This window comes from Pseudomonas sp. S04 (genome assembly GCF_009834545.1).
Classification (GTDB): Bacteria; Pseudomonadota; Gammaproteobacteria; order Pseudomonadales; family Pseudomonadaceae; genus Aquipseudomonas.
Genome location: NZ_CP019427.1, coordinates 5873194 through 5892086 on the forward strand (window position 1 = coordinate 5873194; position 18893 = coordinate 5892086).

Consider the following 18893-nt stretch of genomic DNA (forward strand, 5'->3'; position numbering starts at 1 on the left):
ACGGGCATCAAGTCGCCACTGCGCTGAACCCGTCAGACTAGGACGCTACAGTTGCAGGATGCACTCATGTCGACAAACCATCGCTCATCCCGTCTATTTGCCGTTTCGTTAATGGTCCTGCTGGTCGCCGCCGGCGGTTTCGGCTATTGGAAATCCCTGCGCGACCGCCTGCCCGAAGGCCTGAGCATGGGCAATGGGCGGCTTGAAGCCACCGAAGTGCAGATTGCCAGCAAGCTCCCCGGACGCCTCGCCGACGTGCATGTCGACGAAGGCGACAAGGTGCTCAAGGGCCAGTTGCTGGCGCGCATGGACACCCGCACCCTGGAGGCCCAGCGCAACCAGGCCGAGGCCGAGGTACTGCGCGCCCGGCAAAACTACGCGGCGGCCGAGGCCAATGTGCAGTTGCGCCAAAGCGAACTGCTGCTGGCCAACCAGGAAATCAAGCGCTCACGGGAACTGTTCAATCGCGGTTTCGCCAGCCAGCAGATTCTCGACCAGCAGCAGGCTCGCCTGAATACCGGCAACGCTGCAGTCCAGGCCGCCAATGCCCAGGTCGCGGCAGTGCAGGCGGCGATCGGTGCAGCCCAGGCGCAAGTCGCGCAACTGACCAGTGAAATCGAAGACAGCAGCCTGCGGGCCCCCATCGACGGGGTGATCCAGCTGCGCCTGGCGGAACCGGGCGAAGTACTCGGTGCCGGCGGCCGGGTATTGCTGTTGATCGACCCAAACGACCAGTACATGAACCTCTATCTGCCGGCCTCGGTCACTGGGCGCCTGACCGTCGGTGCCGAGGCGCGCATCCTGCTCGACGCCCTGCCCGACCGGCCATTGCCGGCCAGAATCAGTTTTGTCGCGGCCAAGTCGCAGTTCACCCCCAAGGAAGTGGAAACCCGTGACGAGCGGCAAAAGCTGGTGTTCCGGGTCAAGCTCAAACTGACTGACCCGGCCGCCGTGCCCGAGGCCAAACCGGGAATGCCGGGCGCCGGTTATGTGCGCACGGCGACGGTGGACTGGCCGGCCAACCTGCAATGAGCGCCCTGGCGCTGCAGGCCAAAGGCCTGTGCCATGCCTACGGCGCACAACAGGCACTGATCGACATCGCGTTCAGCCTACCCAGCGGCACACGCTGCGGCCTGATCGGCCCCGATGGTGCGGGCAAATCCAGCCTGCTGGGGCTGATTGCCGGGGTGAAGAAGCTGCAACACGGAGACCTGCAGGTGCTGGGCGGCTCTATCGACCAGCGCCGCCATCGCAACAGCCTGTACCCGCGCATCGCCTTCATGCCCCAGGGCCTGGGTGGCAACCTGTACCCGGACCTGTCGATCAACGAGAACATCCGCTTCTTCGCCACCCTGTTCGGCCTGTCGAAGGACGAGTGCGAACAACGCATGCACAGCCTGTTGCTGGCCACCGACCTGGCACGGTTTGCCGAGCGGCCGGCGGGCAAGCTGTCCGGCGGGATGAAGCAGAAACTCGGCCTGTGCTGCGCGCTGATCCATGAGCCGGACCTGCTGATCCTCGATGAGCCGACCACCGGCGTCGACCCGCTGTCCCGCCGGCACTTCTGGGAGTTGGTAGAGGATGTCCGCCGCCAGCGCCCACAACTGACCCTGCTGGTCGCCACCGCTTATATGGAGGAGGCCGAACAGTTCGAGCACTGCCTGATGCTCGACGCCGGCAAGCTGATCGCCGACGGCCTGAGTCGCGACCTGGCAGCCGTGACCCCCAGCGGCAAACTGGACGATGCGTTCACCTACTTTCAAGGTGACCGCAAACGCAGTAGCCAACCGCTGGTTATTCCACCGCGCCCCCACGACAACCTCGACATCGCCATCCAGGCCCACGAACTGACCCTGCGTTTCGGCGACTTCACGGCCGTGAACAAGGTCAGCTTTGCCATCGGTCGTGGCGAGATTTTCGGTTTCCTCGGCTCCAACGGCTGCGGCAAGACCACCACCATGAAGGTCCTCACCGGCCTGATGCCAGCCAGCGAAGGCAGCGCCACGTTGCTCGGCAAACCGGTGGATGCCAAGGACCTGGCTACGCGCAAGCGGGTCGGTTTCATGTCGCAGAGCTTCTCGCTCTACGGCGAACTCAGCGTGCGCCAGAACCTCGAGTTGCACGCGCGGCTGTTCGACTTGCCCAAGGCCGAGAGCGCCACGCGCATCGAGGAACTGATCCAGCGGTTCGACCTGGGCAGCATTGCCGGGCAACAGTCGGGAGCACTGCCGCTGGGCTTGCGACAGCGCTTGTCACTGGCGGTCGCGGTGCTGCACCGCCCGGAAGTGCTGATCCTCGACGAACCGACTTCCGGCGTCGACCCGGCCGCCCGGGATGATTTCTGGCGACTGCTGATCGAGCTGTCCCGCGAGCAAGGGGTGACGATCTTCCTGTCGACCCACTTCATGAATGAAGCCCAGCGCTGTGACCGGATCTCGCTGATGCACGCTGGCAAGGTGCTGGCCTGCGACACCCCGGCGGCGCTGCAGCAGCAGTTTGCTGGAGACACCCTGGAAGACGCCTTCGTCCGCTGCCTGCAAGATGCGCAGGACGCCAGCACGGCAGCGCCAGCCCCGGCAGCGGTCAACGCCGCGACAGCTCCGGCACCCGCGGGCGGCGCCGCATTCAGCCTGCGGCGGTTGATTGCCGTGGCCAGCCGCGAGGGCAAGGAGTTACTGCGCGACAAAGTGCGCCTGGCCTTCGCCCTCGCCGGGGCCTTGTTCATGATGGTGATCTTTGGCTACGGCATCTCCCTGGACGTCGAGAAACTGGCTTTCGCCGTCTACGACCAGGACCAGACCCCGCAAAGCCGCGCTTACCTCGAGGCGTTTCGCGGCTCGCGCTACTTCGCCGAACAAGCGCCTATCCACGATGCCAGGCAATTACACCAGCGCCTGCAACGCTCGGAGATCAAGCTTGCACTGGAAATTCCCCCAGGCTTCGGCCGCGATCTGTACGCCGGGCGTCAACCGGCCGTGGCCGCGTGGCTCGATGGCGGCATGCCGTTTCGTGCAGAGACCAGCCGCAACTACGTCGAGGCGGTGCATCAGGCCAACCTCGAGCAACTGGCCGCACAAAGCAGCCCGGCGCTCAACCAACGCCCAGCGGCCAGACTGGAAACGCGCTTTCGCTACAACCAGGACGTGGTCAGCGTGAACGCCATCGGCCCGGGAGTCATGGCGCTGATCCTGGCTTTCATCCCGGCCATGCTCACCGCGCTGGGCATCGTCCGGGAAAAAGAGCTGGGCTCGATCACCAACTTCTACGCCACGCCGCTGACCCGCCTGGAATTCCTGCTGGGCAAACAGGCGCCCTACCTGGCCGTCAGCCTGGTCAATCTGGGCTTACTGGTGGCAATGAACCGCTGGCTATTCGGCGTGCCGTTCAAAGGCAGCGGCCTGACCCTGGCCTTCGGTGGCCTGCTCTATGTGCTGGCGACCACCAGCATGGGCCTGCTGATTTCGGCGTTCACCCGCACTCAGATCGCCGCCATCCTCGGCACCATGATTATCACCAGCCTGCCGACCATCCAATTCTCCGGCCTGATCGTGCCGCGCTCCTCGCTCGAAGGCGCCGCTGCCCTGATGGGGCAATTGTTCCCGGCCGGCTACTTCCTCGACATCGCCGTCGGCACCTTCACCAAAGCCCTGGATGTGCGCCAGTTGTGGCCACAGTGCCTGGCACTGTTCGGGTTTTTCCTTGGTTTCACCGGGCTGAGCCTGATCATGCTCAAGAAGCAGGAGGTCTGATGCACCAGCTCTCGCACATCCTGCGCTTGGGGCTCAAGGAGCTCACCAGCCTGCGCCACGACAGCGTCTTGCTGCTGTTCTTGCTGTACGCCTTCAGCGTGGCGATCTACATGCCCGCCGCCGGCTCGGTGATCGGGGTCAACAACGCCAGCGTGGCGATCGTCGACGAAGACCACAGTCATCTCTCGCGCCAGCTCGCCGACGCCCTGCAACCGCCGCAGTTCCAGGCTGCCGTGCCGCTGCCTTACGACCAGTTGGACCAAGTCATGGACCGCGGGCAGTACACCTTTGTGATCAACGTGCCGGCCAACTTCCAGGCCGACCTCCTGGCGGGTCGCTCGCCGGCCGTGCAGGTCAACGTCGACGCCACCGCCATGAGCCAGGCCTTCATGGGGGCCGGCTACATCGGGCGGATCTTCCAGCGTGAACTGCTCAACTATGGCGGGCAGCCGGATACGGCCAGCAAGGCACCGGCCCTGCTGACCACCCGCGCACTGTTCAACACCAACCTGGAGGGCGGCTGGTTCCTGGCGGTGATCCAGATCGTCAACAACATCACCATCCTCGCCATCGTCCTGACCGGCACCGCGCTGCTGCGCGAGCGCGAACACGGTACCCTCGACCATTTGCTGGTGCTGCCGCTGACGGCGCTGGAAATCATGCTGGCGAAAATCGGCAGCAACATGCTGGTGGTGGTGCTGTGCACCTGGGTGTCGCTGGAGGTGGTGGTCAAAGGGCTGTTGGGAGTTCCGCTAGCGGGCTCCCTGGGGCTGTTCCTGCTGGTGACTGCGCTGTATCTGTTCGCCAGTACGGCGCTGGGGATATTCCTCGCAACCCTGGCCCGCTCGACACCGCAGTTCGGCCTGCTGGCAATTCCAGTGATCATTCCGATGCTGCTGCTCTCGGGCGGCAGCACCCCGCTGGACAGCATGCCGCAGTGGCTGCAGTGGGTGATGCAGGGCTCGCCCTCCACCCACTTCGTCAGCCTCAGTGCGGCGATCCTGTTCCGCGATGCCGCGCTCGACGTGGTCTGGCCGGACCTGCTGGCACTGGCAGTGATCGGCCTGGCGTTCTTTGCGATTGCCCTGGCGCGGTTTCGCAAGAGCTTGGCGTCCTGACAGACCGCTATCGCGAGCAAGCCGCAAGCGGGCACTCGCTCCCACTATGGCTCTGGGTGCCCACAGATCCCGCATACACGCCACAAAGCCTGTGGGAGCGAGCTTGCTCGCGATAGGGCCAGCCCATTCAACAGGGGCCTTACTGGATGATCAGGTTGTTGAACAACAGATCATCGACCATCGGCTTGCCGGTTTCGTCGTTCATCACTTGCTGGGTCTGCTTCAGGGCTTCCTGGCGCAGTTTTTCCTTGGCTTCGACGTTGTTCATGGTCTCGCTGGTTTGCTGGCCGAACAGCGCCACCAGTTGGTTACGAATCAACGGCTCATTGGCCTTGACCGCCTTGGCGGCCTCCTCGCCGGTGACCCGCAGCGCCACGTCGGCTTTATAGACCTTGAGCCTGGCCGTGCCATCCAGGCCGTAATTGCCCACGAACGGCGGGGTCAGACTGATATAGCTGACCTTCGGCGCTTCGCCCTCTTTGGCTTCCTTGGCTTCTTCGGCCTGCGCTGCCATAGGCAGCGACAAGGCCAGCATCAACATGATCCACGCTTTCACACTTCGCTCCTTATCCGGTTTGCGGCCTAGCATAACCATCCACCCCCCAGCGCCCAAGCGCAAAGCTTATGGGCGGCTATCAGGGTGGGGCATGCTCGTTGACCCCTTGACTCACCCACCTACACTTATCGGCCATCACTCCCAAAGGAATAGCCCTGATGAAAGCCGTGCTGTGCAAAGCCTTCGGCCCTGCCGAATCGCTGGTGCTGGAAGAAGTCGCCAGTCCTGTCGCCAAGAAGAACGAAATCCTCCTGCAAGTGCACGCCGCGGGGGTCAACTTCCCGGACACGCTGATCATTGAGGGCAAGTACCAGTTCAAGCCACCCTTCCCGTTTTCCCCGGGGGGTGAAGCAGCCGGCGTGGTCAGCGCGGTGGGCGAGAAGGTCAGCCACCTCAAGGTCGGCGACCGGGTCATGGCGCTGACCGGCTGGGGCAGTTTTGCCGAGCAGGTCGCGGTGCCGGGCTACAACGTGTTGCCTATCCCTGCGTCCATGGACTTCAACACTGCCGCCGCCTTCAGCATGACCTACGGCACTTCGATGCACGCGCTCAAGCAACGCGGCCACCTGCAGCCGGGGGAAACCCTGCTGGTGCTGGGTGCATCCGGCGGCGTGGGCCTGGCTGCCGTGGAAATCGGCAAGGCCATGGGTGCCCGGGTCATCGCCGCGGCCAGCAGCGCCGAGAAACTGGCAGTGGCCAAGGCCGCCGGTGCCGATGAGCTGATCAACTACAGCGAAACCAACCTCAAGGACGAAATCAAGCGCCTGACTGACGGCCAGGGCGCCGACGTGATCTACGACCCGGTCGGCGGCGACCTGTTCGACCAGGCCATCCGGTCCATCGCCTGGAACGGCCGCCTGCTGGTGGTCGGTTTCGCCAGCGGGCGGATCCCTGAATTGCCGGTGAACCTCGCCCTGCTCAAGGGCGCTGCTGTGGTCGGAGTATTCTGGGGTTCGTTCGCCCAACGCCAACCCCAGGACAACGCGGCGAACTTCCAGCAACTGTTCGGCTGGTTTGCCGAAGGCAAGCTCAAGCCGCTGGTGTCGCAGGTCTATCCCCTGGCCAACGCGGCCCAGGCCATCAATGACCTGGGCCAGCGCAAGGCGGTGGGCAAGGTGGTGGTGCAGGTTCGCTGAGTCGGGGCGCGCGCTGTACAGCTGACAACGCTGTACAGAGCGTACCGGCTAAAGCACCTTGCGAATCTCCTCCGGCAGGAACCGGAAGAACCTGGATGCGGGGTAATCCAGGCAGCGCCTGGCAATGCTCAGCACCTGGCGGTTCAGCCTTTTAATCATTGCCAGGCGCTCTGCCGTCGTCCATTGATGCTGGAAAAAGCCACTCGACAAGTAAGCCCGGGTGTATCGGAACGCTGCGAGGTCGACCCACAGGTAATCGGCGGTATGGGCGAAACCCGGGTTGATCTCTCGGCATTTCACCTCTTTGAGCCATTGGTTGAGGCCGGTCGAATCATCCAGGTGAAACTGCATCGGCGCTATGACTTCCAGTTCAGCCGGCTTCTCGCCCCCCACCGTCCAGGGCTTGAAGCGCCACTGCTCGATCGCCTCTTGGCTTACCGCACTGAGATCCGGGTGAACACTTTGGAGGATCCTGACCCCGCTCACCGAACCATCGGCCTGCACCGTAAAACCTACCCGTACCTCACCGTTGATCCCAGCCCTATGCAGTGCCCGGGGATAAACCGGTTTGGGCGTGTTCTCTGGAATCAGGAACAATTGCGCGGCCAAACCGTCACTCGAAATACACCAGACCAAAAGCAAACCTAACCAACGCATGACACCCTCCGCGATCTCCGGGCCACTGTTGGCACCTGCGCAAAAGGTTAAGGCGAAGGGCTTTGCCGCCCTATCCCCCAACTTCCGACAGCTTCGCGGGATGTCTCCCAAATCATTGCCGTTTTTTACCAGGCAACCGCCGGAGTTCGCCTCCGGGGAAATCTCCTACACCGCCCTCCAGTTACATACCCGCTGCAGTGGCCCTGCTGGTGGCGGTGTTTGCCTTCATCGTGATGCGCGACACCCCGCAATCCGTGGGCTTGCCGCCCATCGAGCAGTACAAGAACGACTATCCCCACGGCTACGATGCCAGCCATGAAGAAGAATTCAGCGCCAAGGAAATCTTCGTCAAATAAGTGCTGCGCAACAAAATGCTCTGGTACATCGCCCTCGCCAACGTATTTGTCTACCTGCTGCGCTATGGCGTGCTGGACTGGGCTCCGACCTACCTCAAGGAAGCCAAGCACTTCACCGTCGACAAGACGTCCTGGTGTCCATCGGCTTCCTGATCTACGGCCCGGTGATGCTGATCGGCTTGCAGGCGCTGGAGTTGGCACCGAAAAAAGCCGCAGGTACGGCGGCGGGCTTCACCGGACTGTTCGGTTACCTGGGCGGCTCGGTCGCCGCCAGTGCGGCCATGGGCTACACCGTCGACCACTTCGGTTGGGATGGCGGGTTTGTGCTGTTGATCGGTGCGTGCCTGCTGGCCATGGCGTTCCTGGCGCCAACCCTGCGCCACAAGCAAATCGCCAGTCAGGGCCGCGAAGCCATCGCCTGATCCCTGGATGACCCACAACGCTTGAGCCGCGCCTCCAGATTCCGGTCTGGCATGGCGTGGCTGCGCAGGGCGCTGGCGGTCTGCTCGACATAATCGCGCGTGCTGCCATAGCGTCCGCTGGCACTTTCAAAGACCTGGCTGAGCACATGGTCCGGCAAGTTGCCGGCATAGCTGGGCAGGTGTCGCTCCAGGACAAAACCCAATGCCTGAACCTTGCTGCCATCTTCCAGGCGGCAGTTGAGCCAGTGTGGGCGGTACGACGGGACCGGCATTTCGCGCTGCCACAGGGCAAACAACGATGCTTGCAGTTGCTCCTCGGGCAAGCGGTAGGCAAAACCACTGCATGAACCGCCGCGATCCAGGCCAAATACCAGCCCTGGCAACTCCGGCGTGCCCCGGTGTTCGTGGGACCACAGGTACAAACCACGATGGTAGCCATGCACTCGACCGCGCACCCGCTCGACCGCCGAGCATTCGGGGCGCCAGATCAACGAGCCGTAGGCGAACAACCAGACCGGTCCACCCTGATGGCGGGCCATGGTGCTTTGCATGGAGTGGAGCAATTGCTCGTGCGTCAGCTGCGGCCCCAGATCGAGCCGCGGAGGGTAAGCCAGATTGAGAAAATCAGATTCAATGGCTGTCATGGCGAATAGCGTTCAGCTCCCCGCGGGTAAACAATTACTTAATAGAACGCACCGCTGTAACAATAAGGCACATTTGTTTTAAGACAGTTTATAGAGCATGGCACCGAAATTAATCCAGCGCCTGAATGACATATAGCCTATCGGTATTTATCCGTTTGAATAAATACCGAAGGGCTATATAGGGAGTTATAACGAAGTTTCGAACTCAATTGCGTCGCTCAAGAGCGCGGATCAAGATCGCGGCGCATATGCAAATACGTCGGCGCGCATCTGGTGGGCGTCCATACCCGCCTCGACCAAGGCATCCAGCGTGCCATAGACCATCGCCGGCGAGCCGCTGGCGTAGACATGCAGGGGCTTGAGGTCCGGGAAATCCTCACAGACCGCTTGATGCAACATGCCGCAGCGCCCTTCCCAGCCACACAGGTCGCTGACCACCTGGTGCAGGAACAGATTGGGCAACTTCAGCCATTCGTCCCAGTGCTCCATCTGGTAGAAATCTTCCGGGCGACGCACGCCCCAGTACAGGTGCACCGGGTACTTGAAGCCTTTGGCCCGGCAATGTTCGAGCAGGCTGTGGATCTGCCCCATGCCGGTACCCGCCGCAATCAGCACCAGCGGGCCCTCCGGTAACTCGGCCAGGTGGGTATCGCCGAATGGCAGCTCGACCCGGGCCATGCGGTTGCGTTGCAACTGCTCGATCAGGCTCAGGGCACTGGCTTCGCGGGCGAGCACGTGGATTTCCAGGTCACGCCCCGAGTGGGGCGCCGAGGCCAGGGAAAACGCCGACTTCTCGCCGTTTTCCCGTTCGATCATCAGGTACTGGCCGGCGTGATAGCGCGGCGGCTTGCCTGCCGGTGCGCGCAAGCGTACCCGCCAGGTATCGCCACCCACGTCCACGCACTCAATTACCTGACACGACACGCTGCGCACCGGCAGTTCTCCCAGCGCAAGGACGCCATCCCACAACACGATGCAGTCTTCCAGCGGCTCTGCAATGCAAGTGTAGAACTCGCCGTGGTCGCGCACATGACCGCTCTGCTCGACCCGGCCTTCGACCAGCAACGCCGCGCACACGTGGCAATTGCCATTGCGGCAGCTCTGCGGGCAGTCGTAGCCCAGGCGCCGCGCCCCATCGAGGATCCGCTCGCCGGGCAGTATCTCAAGCACTGCTCCGGACGGCTGCAAGGTTACACGCATCAATCTATTCCTAACTGATTCCAGATGGCATCGATCCGGCGCGTCACCGCCTCATCCTTGACGATAACCCGGCCCCACTCGCGGGTGGTTTCACCAGGCCATTTATGCGTGGCATCGAGCCCCATCTTCGAGCCCAGGCCGGAAACCGGCGAGGCGAAGTCGAGGTAATCGATCGGCGTGTTATCGATCATCACCGTATCGCGCTTGGGGTCCATGCGCGTGGTGATGGCCCAGATCACGTCGTTCCAGTCGCGGGCGTTGATATCGTCGTCAGTGACGATAACGAACTTGGTGTACATGAACTGTCGCAAAAACGACCAGACACCCAGCATTACCCGCTTGGCGTGGCCCGGGTACTGCTTCTTGATGGTCACCACCGCCATGCGGTACGAGCAACCTTCGGGTGGCAGGTAGAAGTCGGTGATCTCCGGGAACTGCTTTTGCAGGATCGGCACGAATACTTCATTGAGCGCCACGCCAAGAATCGCCGGCTCGTCTGGCGGCCGGCCGGTGTAGGTGCTGTGGTAGATCGGCTTGACGCGGTGGGTGATGCGCTCGACCGTGAACACCGGGAAGCTGTCGACTTCGTTGTAATAGCCGGTGTGGTCGCCATAGGGACCTTCGTCGGCCATTTCACCCGGATGGATCACGCCTTCGAGGATGATCTCGGCCGTGGCCGGCACTTGCAGGTCGTTGCCACGGCACTTCACCAGCTCGGTGCGGTTACCGCGCAGCAGCCCGGCGAACGCGTACTCGGACAGGCTGTCCGGCACGGGCGTCACCGCGCCGAGAATGGTCGCAGGGTCTGCCCCCAGGGCCACGGACACCGGGAACGGCTGGCCCGGGTGCTTCTCGCACCATTCGCGGTAGTCCAGCGCGCCGCCACGGTGGCTCAGCCAGCGCATGATGACCTTGTTGCGGCCAATCACTTGCTGGCGATAGATGCCCAGGTTCTGGCGGTCCTTGTTCGGCCCCTTCGTGACCGTCAGGCCCCAGGTGATGAGCGGGCCGACGTCGCCCGGCCAGCAGGTCTGCACAGGCAGCATCGCCAGGTCGACGTCGTCGCCCTCGATGACCACTTCCTGGCACACCGCGTCCTTGACCACCTTGGGCGCCATGGCAATGATCTTGCGGAAGATCGGCAGCTTCGACCAGGCGTCCTTGAGCCCCTTCGGCGGCTCTGGCTCCTTGAGGAAGGCCAGCAGCTTGCCGATTTCGCGCAGTTCGCTGACCGCTTCGGCGCCCATGCCCAGCGCCACGCGCTCAGGTGTGCCAAACAGGTTGCCGAGCACAGGGATGTCGTAGCCGGTGGGGTTCTCGAACAGCAACGCCGGCCCTTTGGCCCGCAGGGTGCGATCGCAAACCTCGGTCATTTCCAGCACAGGGGACACTGGAACCTGGATGCGCTTGAGTTCGCCGCGCTGTTCCAGGCCGCTGATAAAGTCGCGCAAGTCGCGATACTGCATGCGTTAGCCTCGCTTGGCCGTGGCGTTCGGGGGCATGAGTTTAGCGCCGAACCCGACGGTTCAAAATAGTGACAGCTCAGATCATGAAAAGTCAGATAGCAAAAAGCCGGGTTTCCCCGGCTCTTGCGGTCCCGCTCGACTTACTTGCGCTTCATCGACAGGAAGAACTCATCGTTGGTCTTGGTCTGTTTCAGCTTGTCGACCAGGAACTCGATGGCAGCCACTTCATCCATAGGATGCAGGAGCTTGCGCAGGATCCACATACGCTGCAACTCGTCGTCGGCAGTCAGCAACTCTTCGCGGCGGGTGCCGGAACGGTTGATGTTGATGGCCGGGAAGACGCGTTTTTCAGCGATCTTGCGGTCCAGGGGCAGTTCCATGTTGCCGGTACCCTTGAACTCTTCGTAGATCACTTCGTCCATCTTCGAGCCGGTTTCAACCAGCGCGGTGGCGATGATGGTCAGCGAGCCGCCTTCTTCGATGTTCCGTGCCGCGCCGAAGAAACGTTTTGGCTTCTCCAGGGCGTGGGCATCGACACCACCGGTCAGGACCTTGCCGGAGCTCGGGATCACGGTGTTGTAGGCACGCGCCAGACGAGTGATCGAGTCGAGCAGGATGACCACGTCTTTCTTGTGCTCAACCAGGCGCTTGGCCTTCTCGATAACCATTTCGGCAACCTGCACGTGGCGGGTTGGCGGCTCGTCGAACGTCGAGGCAACCACTTCGCCGCGCACGGTGCGCTGCATTTCGGTTACTTCTTCCGGACGCTCGTCGATCAGCAGCACGATCAGGTGAACTTCCGGGTTGTTACGGGCGATGTTCGCTGCAATGTTTTGCAGCATGATCGTTTTACCGGCTTTGGGCGGTGCAACGATCAGACCGCGCTGGCCTTTGCCGATCGGGGCGCACAGGTCGATGACACGACCGGTCAAGTCTTCGGTGGAACCGTTGCCGGCTTCCATCTTCATGCGCACGGTCGGGAACAGCGGGGTCAGGTTCTCGAAGAGAATCTTGTTCTTCGCGTTCTCCGGACGATCGAAGTTGATCGTGTCGACCTTGAGCAGTGCGAAGTAACGCTCGCCTTCCTTTGGAGGGCGGATCTTGCCAACGATGGTGTCACCGGTGCGCAAGTTGAAACGGCGGATCTGGCTCGGCGAGACGTAGATATCGTCTGGGCCGGCGAGATAGGAAGCGTCTGCAGAGCGCAGGAAGCCGAAGCCGTCCTGGAGGATCTCCAGCACGCCATCACCGGAGATTTCCTCGCCGCTTTTCGCGTGCTTTTTCAGCAGGGAGAAAATCACGTCCTGCTTGCGCGAACGGGCCATATTTTCTATGCCCATCTGTTCGGCCAATTCGAGCAGTTCGGTAATCGGCTTTTGCTTGAGTTCAGTCAGATTCATATAGGAATGACGTAATCATTTATGGAGGGGGGGAAATTAAGCTTTTGGCTTAATGAGGCCGCGCCGCAGAGAAGGCGACAGGATCGCGTACTTATTCGAAAAGGAGTGCGTCGGCGACGGCTAGCAGGGGGCAATGGAGAAACCAGTGCGGGGCCGAATGTACCACCTGAGTTTCGGAGCGTCTAGCCCTCAATAACGAAAAGCCCCGCAATTTGCGTAATGCTGTTCACTTAAGCATTTGAGCTCACGCCGGGCTTCCTAGAAAATCCGATGCCAGACCTCTGGCATCGGATTTTTTATGTCTGTTCAACAGGACCTGCTCGACCTCGACGACCTTTTTAACTTCTGCGACCTGAGCACCTTCACCCAAAACATTCCCATCGAGTGGGTAGCGTCTGCGCTCGACCTCTCCAGTCAGGCGACCATTCGCCGGCGGCGCCTGCCCGCTGATCAAGTGCTGTGGCTAGTGCTTGGCATGGCGTTATTTCGTGACGAGCCGGTTCACGAGGTGGCCAGGCGTTTGAACATCTGCGCCCAAGGCCTGGCCTCTGACCATTTGCTGGCGCGCAGTGGTGTAACCGAAGCTCGTAAACGGCTCGGCGCCGATCCTGTTGAGTGGTTGTTCCGTAAGACCGGCAACCATTGGGGCGCAGAGCGCTATGACGATGATGCCTGGCATAATTTGCAGGTTTTCGCGGTGGACGGTGCGCTTTTTCGCACCCCGGATACGCCCGAGCTTCGAGATCACTTCGGGTCGGGAAACACCCCCAGCGATCGCCAGACACCGTTTCCGATGCTGCGCCTGGTGGCGCTAATGAATGTGCGTTCGCACGTGATCCTAGATGCACAATTGAGCCCCTACCGACGCAGTGAAATGCGCCTGGCCGACGAGTTTTTGCAGCAGATTCCCGACCACTCGGTGACGCTGTTCGACAAAGGGTTCTGGGGCGCGGAGCTGCTGTTGAGCCTAAGTAGAACGGGCACCAGCCGTCATTGGTTGATCCCGGCAAAAAAGGGACTGGTCTGCGAGGAAGTGGCCCGCTACAACCAGCGCGACCGTTTGGTGCGTATGAAAGTCTCGCCACAGGCCAGAAAGCGAAATCCGACTCTTCCCTCGCACTGGGAGGTACGCGAAGTCAGCTATGAAATTCAAGGCAAAGTGAAAACCGTCATGACGTCCTTGCCGGCCAAGACCTACACCACTAAGGCTGTTGCCAAACTTTATCAGGAGCGTTGGGAGATCGAGTTGGGTTTCAGGGACATCAAGAGTTCAATGCAACAGAACGCAATGACCTTGCGCAGCAAAAAAATCGAGCTGATCTATCAGGAAGTGTGGGGGCTGTTGCTGGCTTACAACGTGATTCGCCGGGAAGCGAGCCAAGCGGCGGTGGCGTTTGGTCGAGCGCCTTCGGACATCCGTTTCAAACCGGCCTGTCAGTACATCGCCGTGCAATTGATCGTGATGGCAGCAGCCAATCCAGTTTCAGCGACAGGGAGACGCTTGGCGGAACTGAGGGCAGGTATCGGGGGATTGTTTCTGGATCACCGCCCCAGGCCTTCGAGGCCAAGGACGGTGAAGATTTCAAAGACCCGGTTCCCAGTGGACCGTAAGGCTGCTCCGCTTAAGTGAACAGCATTACGCAATTTGCGGGGCTTTTCGGGTACCACCTGCAACGACGCTTAGATGTTGGCGTCGAGGAAGGCAGCCAGTTGCGACTTCGACAGCGCACCGACCTTGGTGGCTTCGACGTTGCCGTTCTTGAACAGCATCAGCGTCGGAATACCACGCACGCCGTGCTTGGCCGGGGTTTCCTGGTTTTCGTCGATGTTCAGCTTGGCAACGGTCAGCTTGCCTTTGTAGGTCTCAGCGATTTCGTCCAGGACCGGAGCGATCATCTTGCATGGACCGCACCACTCAGCCCAGTAGTCGACCAGTACAGCACCTTCGGCCTTGAGTACGTCAGCTTCGAAGCTAGCGTCGCTAACGTGTTTGATAAGATCGCTGCTCATGGAAGTCTCCAGGTTGTAAGCAAAAAAACGTGGCCCATCATAGCCGCCCTTCCCTCGTTCAGGAAGCCGCAGTTGATTGAGTCTCGCTATGGTGTTGCGTGAGTTTGGGTATAGCTCAACTCCGGCGGCGGCGGGAGCCAGGGACGCAATTTGGCGACGCCCAGCAGGATTTGGCGGTTCGCCGACCGCCCGTCGCGTGCATTGCCTGAGTCCATGTGAAAGCGAGCCTGCTCGCGATTGCCCCCACAGCGCTCACCCACACAACTGAGTTGGATCAATGCTTTAAACACTGCGCGTTGGCGGCAGCGATTGATCGTGGCACGATGGTCGGGTTATCGACCGAGACCTCTAGACCATGCCCCAATCCCAAGCCAAGAATCTGTCCCTGATCGCCGCTATCGACCTGGGCTCGAACAGCTTCCATATGGTCGTGGCCAAGGCTCACCACAATGAGATCCGCATTCTCGAGCGGCTCGGCGAAAAGGTGCAACTGGCGGCCGGGATCGACGAGGCGCGCCAACTCAACGAAGAATCCATGCAGCGCGGGCTCGATTGCCTCAAGCGTTTTGCCCAACTGATCAACGGCATGCCCCTGGGTGCGGTGCGGATCGTCGGCACCAACGCCCTGCGTGAAGCGCGCAACCGTGGCGAATTCATCCGCCGCGCCGAAGAAATCCTCGGCCACCCGGTCGAAGTCATCTCCGGGCGAGAAGAAGCGCGCCTGATTTACCTGGGCGTTTCCCACACCCTCGCCGACACTCCGGGCAAGCGCCTGGTCGCCGACATCGGTGGCGGCAGTACCGAATTCATTATTGGCCAGCGCTTTGAGCCGCTGCTGCGCGAAAGCCTGCAAATGGGCTGCGTGAGCTTCACCCAGCGCTACTTCAAGGACGGCAAGATCACCCCGGCACGCTACGCCCAGGCGTACACCGCAGCGCGCCTGGAGATCATGAGCATCGAACACGCCCTGCACCGCCTGACCTGGGATGAGGCCATCGGCTCCTCGGGCACCATTCGCGCCATCGGCCTGGCCCTCAAGGCCGGCGGCCACGGCGCGGGCGAGGTCAATGCCGAAGGCCTGGCCTGGCTCAAGCGCAAGCTGTTCAAGCTGGGCGACGCCGAGAAGATCGACTTCGAAGGCATCAAGCCTGACCGTCGGGCGATCTTCCCGGCCGGCCTGGCGATTCTCGAAGCCATCTTCGACGCCCTTGAACTGCAGCGCATGGACCATTGCGACGGTGCCCTGCGCGAAGGCGTGCTGTACGACCTGCTGGGCCGCCATCACCACGAAGACGTCCGTGAGCGCACCCTGAGCTCGCTGATGGACCGTTACCACGTCGACCTGGAGCAAGCCGCTCGGGTTGAACGCAAGGCCCTGCACGCGTTCGACCAGGTGGCGGTGGACTGGGAGCTGGATGACGGTGTGTGGCGCGAGCTACTGGGCTGGGCCGCCAAGGTCCATGAAGTCGGCCTGGATATCGCTCACTACCATTACCACAAGCACGGCGCCTACCTGATCGAGCACTCCGACCTCGCCGGCTTCTCCCGCGAAGACCAACTGATGCTGGCGCTGCTGGTACGTGGTCACCGACGCAACATTCCCAAGGACAAGTTTGCCGAGTTCGGCGACGAAGGCATCAAGCTGATCCGCCTGTGCGTGCTGCTGCGCTTCGCGATCCTGTTCCATCACATCCGCGGCACCCAGACGATGCCCCAGGTCACCCTGCACGCCAACCGCGACAGCCTGGAAGTGCAGTTCCCGGAACAGTGGCTGGACGACAATCAGCTGACCCAGGCCGACTTCGCCCTGGAGGCCGAGTGGCTGGCGCGGATCGGGTTCACCCTCAACGTGCGCTGAGGCATGGCCTGAGCGGTGCAGAAACAAAAATGGCGATCCCCAGGGATCGCCATTTTTTTGCCTGCTACCTGTCGATCAACTGCTGACCGGCAAGATCGGGCTACCCAGACGCTCGAGCAACGTCGCCTGCGCACTGCGCGGGTTCTGGTTGCCGGTCGGGGTGTTGCGGATGTACCGACCGTCCGACTGCAGGCTCCAGCTGTGGGTGTTGTCGCTGAGGTACAGCTCCAGCTCTTTCTTGACCCGGGTCAGCAGTTTCTTGCCTTCTACCGGGAAGCAGGTCTCAACCCGTTTATCCAGGTTGCGCTCCATCCAGTCGGCACTGGACAGGAACATCTGCTCCTCGCCGCCATTGAGGAAGTAGAACACCCGCGTGTGCTCGAGGAAGCGACCGATGATCGAGCGCACGTGAATGTTGTGCGAGACCCCGGCGATGCCTGGCCGCAGGCAGCACATGCCACGCACCACCAGGTCGATGCGCACCCCTGATTGGCTGGCCTTGTACAGCGCGCGGATGATCTTCGGATCGGTCAGCGAGTTGAACTTGGCAATGATATGTGCCGGCTTGCCGTCGAGCGCAAACTGGGTTTCGCGGGCAATCATGTCGAGCATGCCCTTCTTCAGGGTAAACGGCGCATGCAGCAGCTTCTTCATGCGCAGCGTCTTGCCCATGCCGATCAACTGGCTGAATAGTTTGCCGACGTCTTCGCACAAGGCATCGTCGGACGTCAGCAAGCTGTAGTCGGTATACAGGCGGGCGTTGGCGGCGTGGTAGTTACCGGTACCCAGGTGCGCGTAGCGGACGATTTCGCCAGCCTCGCGACGCAGGATCAGCATCATCTTGGCGTGGGTCTTGAAGCCGACCACACCGTAGATCACCACCGCACCGGCAGCCTGCAAGCGGCTGGCCAGTTGCAGGTTGGACTCTTCATCAAAGCGCGCACGCAGCTCGATCACCGCCGTGACTTCCTTGCCGTTACGCGCGGCGTCGACCAGGGCATCGACGATTTCCGAGTTGGCGCCGGAACGGTACAGGGTCTGGCGGACCGCCAGCACATGCGGGTCCTTGGCAGCCTGGCGCAGCAGGTCGACCACCGGGGTGAACGACTCGAACGGGTGCAGCAGCAGAATGTCCTGCTTGCTGATCACGCTGAAAATGTTCTCGCTGTTCTGCAGCAGTTTCGGGATCTGCGGGGTGAACGGCGTGTATTGCAGCTCGGGGTGACTGTCCAGGCCGGTGATGCTGAACAGGCGCGTCAGGTTGACCGGGCCGTTGACCTGATACAACTCGGTCTCGTGCAGGTTGAACTGCTTGAGCAGGTAGTCGGACAGGTGTTTCGGGCAAGTGTCGGCCACCTCCAGGCGCACCGCATCGCCGTAGCGCCGCGAGAACAGCTCGCCGCGCAGGGCGCGGGCCAGGTCTTCGACATCTTCGGTGTCGACCGACAGGTCGGCGTTACGGGTCAGGCGGAACTGGTAGCAGCCCTTGACCTTCATGCCCTGGAACAGGTCGTCGGCGTGCGCATGGATCATCGACGACAGGAACACATAGTTATCGCCGGTGCCGCCGACTTCTTCCGGCAGCTTGATGACCCGTGGCAGCAAACGTGGTGCCGGGATGATCGCCAGGCCGGAGTCACGACCGAAGGCGTCGATGCCCTCGAGCTCGACGATGAAGTTCAGGCTCTTGTTCACCAGCAATGGGAACGGGTGCGTCGGATCGAGGCCGATCGGGGTGATGATCGGTGCGATCTCGTCGCGGAAATAGCGGCGCACCCAGGTCTTGATCTTGGTGTTCCAGTGACGCCGACGGATGAAGCGGACCTGATGTTTCTCCAGCTCCGGCAACAGGATGTCGTTGAGGATGGCGTACTGGCGATCGACATGGCCGTGCACCAGTTCGCTGATGCGGGCCAGCGCCTGATGCGGCTGCAGGCCGTCGGCACCGGCTTGTTCGCGGGCGAAGGTGATTTGTTTCTTCAGCCCGGCGACACGAATCTCGAAGAACTCGTCCAGGTTGCTGGAGAAGATCAGCAGGAACTTCAGCCGCTCCAGCAAGGGATAGGACTCATCCAGCGCCTGTTCCAGCACGCGGATGTTGAACTGCAGTTGCGACAGCTCGCGATGGATGTACAGGCTGCTGTCATCCAGGCCCGGGATCGCGATGGCCGGCGCCGCAGGGGCGGCGTCGGCGACCACCACCGGCGGCGCTGCGACCGGTTCACGTTCCGGCAGCGCTTCGGGGGTGGATTCAACGACGGGCTCGACCACGGGCTGAGCTTCGTTTACAGCAACTTCAGTGAGTCCTTCGGTATTCATCG

General features: G+C 61.7%; 14 protein-coding genes and 1 pseudogene. 7 read left to right on the top strand and 8 right to left on the bottom strand.

What is annotated here, in order from left to right; all coding sequences use genetic code 11:
- Window positions 1-66 precede the first annotated feature (66 nt).
- From PspS04_RS26400 to PspS04_RS26410, 3 genes are read left to right on the top strand one after another with little or no spacing between them, the layout of a single operon-like run.
- Window positions 67-1032 carry an HlyD family secretion protein gene (locus PspS04_RS26400; protein ID WP_159998517.1) on the top strand — a complete coding sequence of 322 codons (966 nt, stop codon included), beginning with the start codon at window positions 67-69 and terminating at the stop codon, window positions 1030-1032.
- Window positions 1029-3749 carry a ribosome-associated ATPase/putative transporter RbbA gene (gene rbbA / locus PspS04_RS26405; RefSeq protein WP_159998519.1) on the top strand — a complete coding sequence of 907 codons (2721 nt, stop codon included), beginning with the start codon at window positions 1029-1031 and terminating at the stop codon, window positions 3747-3749. Before PspS04_RS26400 ends, rbbA begins: the two co-directional genes overlap by 4 nt.
- Window positions 3749-4867, top strand: a complete 1119-nt coding sequence (locus tag PspS04_RS26410; protein ID WP_095164743.1) for an ABC transporter permease — start codon at window positions 3749-3751, stop codon at window positions 4865-4867. Before rbbA ends, PspS04_RS26410 begins: the two co-directional genes overlap by 1 nt.
- Before the next feature lie 139 nt (window positions 4868-5006).
- On the opposite strand, the gene PspS04_RS26415 is transcribed toward PspS04_RS26410, so the two are convergent.
- Window positions 5007-5423: a flagellar basal body-associated protein FliL gene (locus PspS04_RS26415; protein ID WP_095164745.1), complete on the bottom strand. Its 417-nt coding sequence runs from the start codon at window positions 5421-5423 to the stop codon at window positions 5007-5009.
- 158 nt (window positions 5424-5581) lie between these two features.
- Here PspS04_RS26415 and PspS04_RS26420 point away from each other — a divergent pair, with 158 nt between their 5' ends.
- The gene (locus tag PspS04_RS26420) at window positions 5582-6559 is read left to right on the top strand and encodes an NADPH:quinone oxidoreductase family protein (protein WP_095164747.1); all 978 of its coding nucleotides are present in this window, start codon (window positions 5582-5584) and stop codon (window positions 6557-6559) included.
- A 48-nt stretch (window positions 6560-6607) separates the two neighbouring features.
- Here the strand turns inward: PspS04_RS26420 and PspS04_RS26425 are convergent, their stop codons facing one another.
- Entirely contained in the window at window positions 6608-7216 is a 609-nt protein-coding gene (locus tag PspS04_RS26425; RefSeq protein ID WP_159998521.1) for an energy transducer TonB, read from the bottom strand.
- A 182-nt stretch (window positions 7217-7398) separates the two neighbouring features.
- Here PspS04_RS26425 and glpT point away from each other — a divergent pair.
- Window positions 7399-7994, top strand: a pseudogene (gene glpT, locus PspS04_RS26430) (glycerol-3-phosphate transporter); the annotation flags it as partial.
- On the opposite strand, the gene PspS04_RS26435 reads toward glpT, so the two are convergent.
- From PspS04_RS26435 to rho, 4 genes are all read right to left on the bottom strand, one after another.
- Window positions 7970-8638 (bottom strand): gamma-glutamylcyclotransferase, encoded by a 669-nt coding sequence (locus PspS04_RS26435; protein WP_095164755.1) that lies wholly within the window; start codon window positions 8636-8638, stop codon window positions 7970-7972. The pseudogene glpT and the gene PspS04_RS26435 overlap by 25 nt on opposite strands.
- 231 nt (window positions 8639-8869) lie before the next feature.
- Window positions 8870-9838, bottom strand: a complete 969-nt coding sequence (locus PspS04_RS26440; RefSeq protein WP_095164756.1) for a CDP-6-deoxy-delta-3,4-glucoseen reductase — start codon at window positions 9836-9838, stop codon at window positions 8870-8872.
- On the bottom strand, window positions 9838-11304 hold the full coding sequence (ubiD, locus tag PspS04_RS26445) for a 4-hydroxy-3-polyprenylbenzoate decarboxylase (protein WP_095164758.1): 1467 nt from the start codon (window positions 11302-11304) through the stop codon (window positions 9838-9840). Before ubiD ends, PspS04_RS26440 begins: the two co-directional genes overlap by 1 nt.
- Window positions 11305-11444: 140 nt before the next feature.
- Window positions 11445-12704, bottom strand: a complete 1260-nt coding sequence (gene rho / locus PspS04_RS26450) for a transcription termination factor Rho (RefSeq protein ID WP_025216061.1) — start codon at window positions 12702-12704, stop codon at window positions 11445-11447.
- 298 nt (window positions 12705-13002) lie between these two features.
- Here rho and PspS04_RS26455 point away from each other — a divergent pair, with 298 nt between their 5' ends.
- Window positions 13003-14334: an IS4 family transposase gene (locus tag PspS04_RS26455; protein WP_159993239.1), complete on the top strand. Its 1332-nt coding sequence runs from the start codon at window positions 13003-13005 to the stop codon at window positions 14332-14334.
- Window positions 14335-14384: 50 nt separating this feature from the next.
- Here the strand turns inward: PspS04_RS26455 and trxA are convergent, their stop codons facing one another.
- Complete coding sequence (gene trxA, locus PspS04_RS26460) at window positions 14385-14714, bottom strand: thioredoxin TrxA (protein WP_003206727.1); 330 nt, start codon at window positions 14712-14714, stop codon at window positions 14385-14387.
- 355 nt (window positions 14715-15069) lie between these two features.
- Between trxA and ppx the strand changes: the two genes are divergently transcribed.
- On the top strand, window positions 15070-16572 hold the full coding sequence (gene ppx / locus PspS04_RS26465; protein WP_095164760.1) for an exopolyphosphatase: 1503 nt from the start codon (window positions 15070-15072) through the stop codon (window positions 16570-16572).
- A gap of 75 nt (window positions 16573-16647) precedes the next feature.
- Here ppx and ppk1 read toward each other — a convergent pair whose 3' ends face one another.
- Complete coding sequence (gene ppk1 / locus PspS04_RS26470) at window positions 16648-18891, bottom strand: polyphosphate kinase 1 (RefSeq protein ID WP_095164762.1); 2244 nt, start codon at window positions 18889-18891, stop codon at window positions 16648-16650.
- Between the last annotated feature and the right edge of the window lie 2 nt (window positions 18892-18893).

Excerpts from the sequence above, each read along its gene's own strand:
- PspS04_RS26400 (WP_159998517.1), top strand. The coding sequence starts at position 67 with ATGTCGACAAACCATCGCTCATCCCGTCTATTTGCCGTTTCGTTAATG.
- rbbA (WP_159998519.1), top strand. The coding sequence starts at position 1,029 with ATGAGCGCCCTGGCGCTGCAGGCCAAAGGCCTGTGCCATGCCTACGGC.
- PspS04_RS26410 (WP_095164743.1), top strand. The coding sequence starts at position 3,749 with ATGCACCAGCTCTCGCACATCCTGCGCTTGGGGCTCAAGGAGCTCACC.
- PspS04_RS26420 (WP_095164747.1), top strand. The coding sequence starts at position 5,582 with ATGAAAGCCGTGCTGTGCAAAGCCTTCGGCCCTGCCGAATCGCTGGTG.
- PspS04_RS26425 (WP_159998521.1), bottom strand. The coding sequence starts at position 7,216 with ATGCGTTGGTTAGGTTTGCTTTTGGTCTGGTGTATTTCGAGTGACGGT.
- PspS04_RS26435 (WP_095164755.1), bottom strand. The coding sequence starts at position 8,638 with ATGACAGCCATTGAATCTGATTTTCTCAATCTGGCTTACCCTCCGCGG.
- PspS04_RS26440 (WP_095164756.1), bottom strand. The coding sequence starts at position 9,838 with ATGCGTGTAACCTTGCAGCCGTCCGGAGCAGTGCTTGAGATACTGCCC.
- ubiD (WP_095164758.1), bottom strand. The coding sequence starts at position 11,304 with ATGCAGTATCGCGACTTGCGCGACTTTATCAGCGGCCTGGAACAGCGC.
- rho (WP_025216061.1), bottom strand. The coding sequence starts at position 12,704 with ATGAATCTGACTGAACTCAAGCAAAAGCCGATTACCGAACTGCTCGAA.
- PspS04_RS26455 (WP_159993239.1), top strand. The coding sequence starts at position 13,003 with ATGTCTGTTCAACAGGACCTGCTCGACCTCGACGACCTTTTTAACTTC.
- trxA (WP_003206727.1), bottom strand. The coding sequence starts at position 14,714 with ATGAGCAGCGATCTTATCAAACACGTTAGCGACGCTAGCTTCGAAGCT.
- ppx (WP_095164760.1), top strand. The coding sequence starts at position 15,070 with ATGCCCCAATCCCAAGCCAAGAATCTGTCCCTGATCGCCGCTATCGAC.
- ppk1 (WP_095164762.1), bottom strand. The coding sequence starts at position 18,891 with ATGAATACCGAAGGACTCACTGAAGTTGCTGTAAACGAAGCTCAGCCC.